This is a genomic window from Candidatus Methylobacter favarea (assembly GCF_902806695.1).
GTDB lineage: Bacteria > Pseudomonadota > Gammaproteobacteria > Methylococcales > Methylomonadaceae > Methylobacter_B > Methylobacter_B favarea.
This window is the reverse complement of sequence record NZ_CADCXN010000053.1, coordinates 42,766-49,320: the sequence shown is the minus strand read 5'-3', so window position 1 is coordinate 49,320 and position 6,555 is coordinate 42,766. Positions and strand designations below refer to the sequence as shown.

Below are 6,555 nucleotides of genomic sequence, written 5' to 3'. Positions count from 1 at the left end.
ACCATATGATTGCCAAAGGCTATGGCGAATCGCAGCCAATAGCCGATAACAGCACCGAAGCAGGCCGCGCCCAAAACCGCCGGGTGGTCCTGGTCTGGCTGGATTAACTGGCAGGGCTTGACCTGCACGACTTCCAATAGAGTAATAAAAAAACCCGCTATTAAAGCGGGTTTTTTCTACGCAAAAATTTTACTCAATCAGGAACAGCGGCTATGTGCGACAGCGAACAGACGATAACTGGATTTTGTCGTTAGAATTAAACCAGGTTTGGGAACATTGCCTGAACTAAAAAGTTACACATCCTGACATTTTTCTTATCGGGAGCACATTATGTCCGTTGGCACAATTTTACTAATAATTATTATCTTGATGTTATTAGGGGTCATTCCCACCTGGCCATATAGCCGGGCATGGGGTTATGGGCCCAGTGGAGTCCTGGGGTTAATACTGGTCATTCTCCTGGTGCTGATCTTATTAGGCAGAATCTGATTAGGATTTAATATAAATCTTGCTTCAAACCATGAGTCTGCAGTTAGGAATAGCCTACCTTAATAACTTACCCTTATTACTGAACCAAATAATTAAGGAATAAATCTATGAAAACTAAAAATGCGTACAGGCACTTAAGCATATCGGAAAGAGCTTTTATAGTGATGTGTTTATCCTCTGCTTTGGGATTGGCTGGCTGCCAGCAGGGATCCGAAGAGAAAGCGGAACAAAAAATTGATGAATCAACAGAAAGAACCACTGAAAAACTTGAAGGTGCCAAGGAAACCGTAGAGGATAGAGCTGAACAGGCAAAAGAGAATATTGACAAGTCAGCTGAGGCCACCAAAGAAAATTTGGAATATAAACAGAAAAGAGTCGAGGAAGCTGGAGAAAAAGCCAAAGATACCATTGAGGAATCGGCTGAAAAAACCAAAGAATCAATAGGGACAAAAACTCAATCCGCGGAAAATGTGGTCAATGATTCAGTTATTACCACTAAAATAAAAACTGAATTTCTGGCCGATCCCTTGCTCAAGTCCACCCAGATTAGTGTAACAACCGTGGGTGGTGTCGCAAGCTTAAGCGGTGCGGTTGACTCCCAGCAAAGCATAGATAGAGCCTTGCAAATCGCGCGTAATGTTAAAGGTGTAAAATCAGTAGAAAATAATCTGGTTGTCAGTGCAGTACCGGATAAAAGGTGATGTATTTGCTGAGATTTTTCCAGGTTATTGGACTACTCTTGCCGGGTATTTGTCTTGCCGATAATGTTATCCACGAGGATGCCTATATTGCTGGCTATGCCACAGGTGTTTTACAGCGCGAGTTTAAAATCAGTGAGCCATCTTTAAGTGTGCATAAGGGCATTATTACCTTGCCTCGAAGCAATTTGGAAAATACTGACCCGACGAAAGTCCTTGAAGTATTATCGGCTATTCCCGGTGTTACCGGCATAGAAACTCCCGATAGCCATCAGCCTGACTCTTCATCAACTGATGCAGCAGTAGTTGATCAAGCTGCAATGACGAGCGGATCAGTGCTTTTACCAACGGGTCTGCTACCTACAGGCCATCTTTTCAAGCCTTTGCTGGCCGATCCTCGATGGGCTCATTTTTCAGCAGCCTATCATTATTATAATGGCGGCGGTTTTGATGGAACCAATATAGCAACGGTCAGTTTCGGCGAGACCATCCCTTTTTACCGCAGTAGTTTCGGCCTTGGGCGAGCCACAGCACAATGGGAAGCCGGAATCCAGGCCGGGGTATTTAGTGACTTCAATTGGGATGCTCCATCATCTGATCTCATTAATACTGACTTTATCGCCTCGGCATATTCCAGTCTGCGGGTTGGGGAATTCTCGGCTTTTGGCCGTATCTATCATCAAAGCTCACATCTTGGGGACGAGTTTTTACTGCGCACCAGAATTCAGCGCGTCAATCTCAGCTATGAAGGCGCTGACCTTAGACTTTCTTATGAGCTCCCCTACGGCGTCAGGCTTTATGGCGGCGGCGGCGGTTTATTTCATCGCGAGCCTTCATCACTAAAGCCTTGGTCTGCACAATACGGCATCGAGTTCAGAAGTCCCTGGCGCATGGACTTTGCCATGATGCGGCCGGTAGCGGCGGCTGACTTCAAGAATTTTGAACAGAATAACTGGAGCACCGACATCTCTGCGAGAGCAGGTGTCCAATTTGATAGCTTAAATGTGTTGGGTCGAAATCTACAGATTTTAGCGGAATATTTTAACGGTCATTCTCCAAGCGGCCAGTTCTATAACGAAAAAATCGAGTATTTCGGCTTAGGGGCTCATTTCCACTTTTAACAAAGGCCAGTAATGACAGTAGATCAAAGCACCTGCCAGGAAGCTAAAATAAAATAGCCGCCGAGTTTTTTACAAGAACAATAAGGAAGCATAGTACTTCAGAAAGTTTAAAATATGTTAATGAATTCAGCTTGGGACTGACCGTTCGAATTTTAGTACTTGATGGCCCTGGCTGCCTGATTTGCTGGCATTAGGTTGCCGGCTATTTAATTAACTTGTCGTCATATGGCGACCTCTGCCGGAGAAGAAAATGCTTGAAACTATAGCGGTTGTCTTAATCATCCTTTGGATACTGGGCCTGGTCTCTTCGTATACATTGGGCGGATTTATTCATGTTCTGTTGGTCGTTGCGATCGTGGTGATATTGGTTCGTGTTATTCAAGGCCGAAGTCCTGTTTAGCAATAAAAGAAAAACTTATAGAGTAATAGAGCAATGTGATGCGGTAGTAGCATTTGCCTCTTGTAGCTGATGTTGCCGGCGCATCAAAATTGCTTAAATGAGATATTTTTAAGTTTCAATCTCTACGGAACGGACTTTATTTATAGTTTTTTCAATGTCGTAAGCTTTTTCACTTATTCAATGGCCGAAAGCTTATGGCCTTGCCAGCCATAATAAGCGATATATAAATAACCCAGAACCGGGATAAAAAAAGCCTGCTGGATGCCGATCCGGTCCGCAAACAGGCCTTGCACAACAGGAATAACGGCCCCGCCGACAATGGCTGCGCATAAAATGCCCGAACCCTGCCCCGTGTGTTTTCCCAAGCCGTTAACCGCGAGTGAAAAGATAGTGGGAAACATGATGGAGTTAAACAGGCCGACTGCCAGAAGAGCCCACATGGCGATTCGCCCACTGCTGATTATGGCCGTTAACACTAAAAGAGCTGCTGTTACCGCATTAAAAGCAAGAGTCTTGCCGGGCCGGGTTTTTTGCATGATAGCCGCACCGGCAAACCTGCCTGCCATAGCGCCGCCCCAATAAAAGGAAATATATTTTCCAGCCTCTTGCTCATTCAGTCCGGCAATAGCAGGTTCCCCCAGAAAATTAATAAGAAAGCTGCCAATAGCCACTTCGCTGCCGACATAAACAAAAATGCCAATGGCTCCCAAGACGAGGTGTTTATAACTCCAGGCGTTTTGATGATCATCATCGCTATATCCTTTTACAGATGCTGAGGGCTGTCCGGCCGCATTAATGTCAGGTAGGGTAAGGAGGGCAAAAATTACGGCAATAAAAAATAAAACCGCCGCAAGCAGCAAATAAGGACTTTGTACTGCAGCCGCCTGCGCCGCCTGATAAGCGGATAATTCCGCAGCGTTTAATAAGGTTAATTCATCCGCAGTTTTAACAGCCGTGGAAAGAATAAACAAGGCGCCAAAATAAGGAGCAATCGTCGTGCCCAGTGAATTAAACGCCTGGGTCAATGTTAACCGGCTTGCCGCAGTTTCAGGTTTCCCTAAAACAGTGACATAGGGATTTGCGGCAACCTGCAATAAAGTTATTCCTGATGCCAGAACAAAAAAAGCCGCTAAAAAGAGAGGATAGGAGGGCCTGCCTGCAGCAGGATAAAATAATAAGCAACCCATGCCCGCTATGGATAATCCTATAATTATTCCGCCTTTGTAACCGATTTTTTCAACCAGAAAGCCGCTTGGAATGGAAACCACAAAATAGGCGGTAAAAAAGCAGAATTGAACCAACATTGCCTGCGTATAATTTAAGATGAATACCGCTTTTAAATGTGGAATTAAAATATCATTTAAAGCGGTTATAAAACCCCAGATAAAAAACAGAAACGTTAAGGCGGTTAAGGGAACCGTAGTGCAATTTTTATCGAAACCAGCCGATAAGTTACTAGCGGTAATTATCGGCTTGGCCGTATTTGTCTTCATTGTTGCCGGGCTACTATCTTGTTACAGAAAAATTGACCGTTTCCTTGCCAACCATCACTTTAAATTCACCTGGCTCGACAATTCGCTTAAGATCAACGCCAATAAATGACAAATCATGCGGAGTCAGGGTAAAGCTCAAGTTTTCATCTTGTCCCGGATCAAGATCGACTTTTTTAAAGGCCTTCAGCTGCTTATTGGGCCTGGATACGGAAGCTGCAACATCGTTTAAATAAAGCAAAACCGTTTCCTGGCCTTTAAATGAGCCGGTATTTTTAACATTCACGGCAATATTTATATTTTCTCCCCTGGTAATTTTATCTTTTTCCACCTTCAATCCGCTGGTCTGGAAGGTGGTATAACTTAAGCCATGGCCAAAGGGATATAAGGGATTATAGGTATTAAGTTCAAAGGATTCGATGGGTTTGTAATCATACGGGGTAATGCCATTCGTATGCCTTGGATAGGAAATCGGCAATTTGCCATTGGGGTTATAGTAGCCATATAAAATATCTGCTATCGCTCCGCCCCCTTCCATGCCCGGCAAAAAGCCTAAAATAACTCCCGCGGACTGTTCAGCAATTTCAGAAATAATACGCGGTCGACCGCCCAGCATTAGCAGAATCACCGGTTTTTGGGTAGCGATCATCGCCTGGGCCAGATTAATTTGCGCTTGATCGAGAGCTAAAGAGTTAATATTGCCTATTGTTTCTGTATACGGTTTCTCTCCGAGACAAAGTAATATAATGTCGTGATTTTTAGCTTCCTCTACGGCTTTTTGCACATTTATTTTTTCATCAAAATATTTTCCACCCACATAGGTAACTTTGCCTGTTGATTTTTGCTGCAAAGCTTCCAGAACCGTTAACTTGTCTTTAGGATACAAGCTTTCATCATCGCCCTGCCAGGTTATAGTCCAGCCGCCATTCATAACGCTCAACAGATTGGCGGTAGGGCCGGTCACCAAAATGCGGGCTGATTTTTTGAGCGGAAGAATATGGTTGGCATTTTTTGCCAGAACAATAGACTCGCGCGCCGCTTGGCGGTTGGTTTCCGCTGCCTCTGCAAGTTGTACAGGGCTTTCTTCATAAAAAGAGTGCGGTTTAGCTTCAAATAATCCTGCCTGATATTTTACCGTAAGGATTCTCGAGACTGCTTCATCTATCCGTGAAATCGGCACTTCTCCCGATTTGACCAGGTCAATCAATAAGTCATAAAAAGAAAAATCAAACGGCACCATACTCATGTCAACGCCCGCCATCACAGCTATTTTTACCGCTTCCCTGGGCGTAGCGGCTAACTTGTCCCGCGTATAAAGACGTTTGATGTCTTCCCAGTCGGAAACGGTGAAGCCTTGAAAGTCCAGTTCGCCACGCAAAATCGTGGTTAGATAGTGATAATTTGCATGCCCCGGAATACCGTCGACTTCCCCTGAATTAACCATAACGGTGGGTGAGCCTGCCTTCACGCCGACTTCAAACTCAGGCAGAAAATATTCGCGCAGCATTCGCTCGCCAATCCAGGCAGGGGTGCGATCTTTCCCGTTAATGGGAAAACTGTAGCCGACATAGTGCTTTAAACACGTGGAGGCTTTATCGGGAGCCGAAAAATCATCGCCTTGATGGCCTTTAATGTAAGCTGTCCCCAGCACGGCCGCCAAGTGCACATCTTCGCCGTAAGTCTCCCACAAGCGCGGCCATAGCGGTTGCCGGCCAATATCCATCACGGGATAGAAATTCCATTGCAGACCGGCAGTGCGTATTTCTCTTGCCGTAATTTCCCCCTCTCTAGTGCTCAATTCCGGATTGAAGGTAGCGGCCATGTTAATGGCTTGTGGAAATAACACAGCATTTTTTATGTAGGTTGCACCGTGAATCGCATCAATTCCATATAACACCGGGATTTTTAACCTGGACTTTCCCGACGTTTTTTGTATGGAACTGATTATTTTTCGCCAGGTCTCAACAGACTGTGCTTTATTATGAGGCGTATAGGGCGTATTAAGAATGGCACCGACATGGCGATTAACTATAGCTTCTTCCAGTTTGGCTTGGTCAATGGGATTGTCGGCCTTCTGTTCTTCTCCAACAGTGACAACACTGGCATCAATCAGAGTCATCTGTCCTACTTTTTCTTCGAGGGTCATTTGCGACAAAAGATTCTCTATTTTATTAGCTATGCCGTTGTGGAGTATGGGTATATTCACGGAACATCCGAATAGGAGAAAAAGGCTAAGGATAAAAATGGAATTTTTTGGCTGCACTTGTTTTCTTCGATTAGGGTTTAAGCCTTTTCGTTATACTTCTGCCTCAGCCATCTCGACAATAACAAAAATTTAACTACTCGACGGGAGCTCA

Annotated in this window: 6 protein-coding genes; 4 read left to right on the top strand and 2 right to left on the bottom strand. The window is 44.7% G+C overall.

From position 1 onward, the window contains the following. The first annotated feature begins 330 nt into the window (after nucleotides 1-330). From HUX64_RS07115 to HUX64_RS07100, 4 genes are all read left to right on the top strand, one after another. Entirely contained in the window at nucleotides 331-489 is a 159-nt protein-coding gene (locus HUX64_RS07115; RefSeq protein ID WP_174625545.1) for a DUF3309 family protein, read from the top strand. A 107-nt stretch (nucleotides 490-596) separates the two neighbouring features. Next, nucleotides 597-1,190, top strand: coding sequence for a BON domain-containing protein (locus HUX64_RS07110; protein ID WP_174625544.1), 594 nt, complete (start codon nucleotides 597-599; stop codon nucleotides 1,188-1,190). Further along, nucleotides 1,190-2,308 (top strand): DUF1207 domain-containing protein, encoded by a 1,119-nt coding sequence (locus tag HUX64_RS07105; RefSeq protein WP_174625543.1) that lies wholly within the window; start codon nucleotides 1,190-1,192, stop codon nucleotides 2,306-2,308. Before HUX64_RS07110 ends, HUX64_RS07105 begins: the two co-directional genes overlap by 1 nt. Before the next feature lie 250 nt (nucleotides 2,309-2,558). Further along, nucleotides 2,559-2,708 (top strand): lmo0937 family membrane protein, encoded by a 150-nt coding sequence (locus HUX64_RS07100; RefSeq protein WP_174625542.1) that lies wholly within the window; start codon nucleotides 2,559-2,561, stop codon nucleotides 2,706-2,708. Nucleotides 2,709-2,881: 173 nt separating this feature from the next. Here the strand turns inward: HUX64_RS07100 and HUX64_RS07095 are convergent, their stop codons facing one another. Together HUX64_RS07095 and HUX64_RS07090 are read right to left on the bottom strand one after the other, a co-directional pair. Then, nucleotides 2,882-4,201, bottom strand: coding sequence for a sugar MFS transporter (locus HUX64_RS07095; RefSeq protein WP_174625541.1), 1,320 nt, complete (start codon nucleotides 4,199-4,201; stop codon nucleotides 2,882-2,884). 13 nt (nucleotides 4,202-4,214) lie between these two features. Beyond that, nucleotides 4,215-6,404, bottom strand: coding sequence for a glycoside hydrolase family 3 N-terminal domain-containing protein (locus HUX64_RS07090; protein ID WP_246246939.1), 2,190 nt, complete (start codon nucleotides 6,402-6,404; stop codon nucleotides 4,215-4,217). Nucleotides 6,405-6,555: the final 151 nt, after the last annotated feature.

Excerpts from the sequence above, each read along its gene's own strand:
- HUX64_RS07115 (WP_174625545.1), top strand. The coding sequence starts at position 331 with ATGTCCGTTGGCACAATTTTACTAATAATTATTATCTTGATGTTATTA.
- HUX64_RS07110 (WP_174625544.1), top strand. The coding sequence starts at position 597 with ATGAAAACTAAAAATGCGTACAGGCACTTAAGCATATCGGAAAGAGCT.
- HUX64_RS07105 (WP_174625543.1), top strand. The coding sequence starts at position 1,190 with ATGTATTTGCTGAGATTTTTCCAGGTTATTGGACTACTCTTGCCGGGT.
- HUX64_RS07100 (WP_174625542.1), top strand. The coding sequence starts at position 2,559 with ATGCTTGAAACTATAGCGGTTGTCTTAATCATCCTTTGGATACTGGGC.
- HUX64_RS07095 (WP_174625541.1), bottom strand. The coding sequence starts at position 4,201 with ATGAAGACAAATACGGCCAAGCCGATAATTACCGCTAGTAACTTATCG.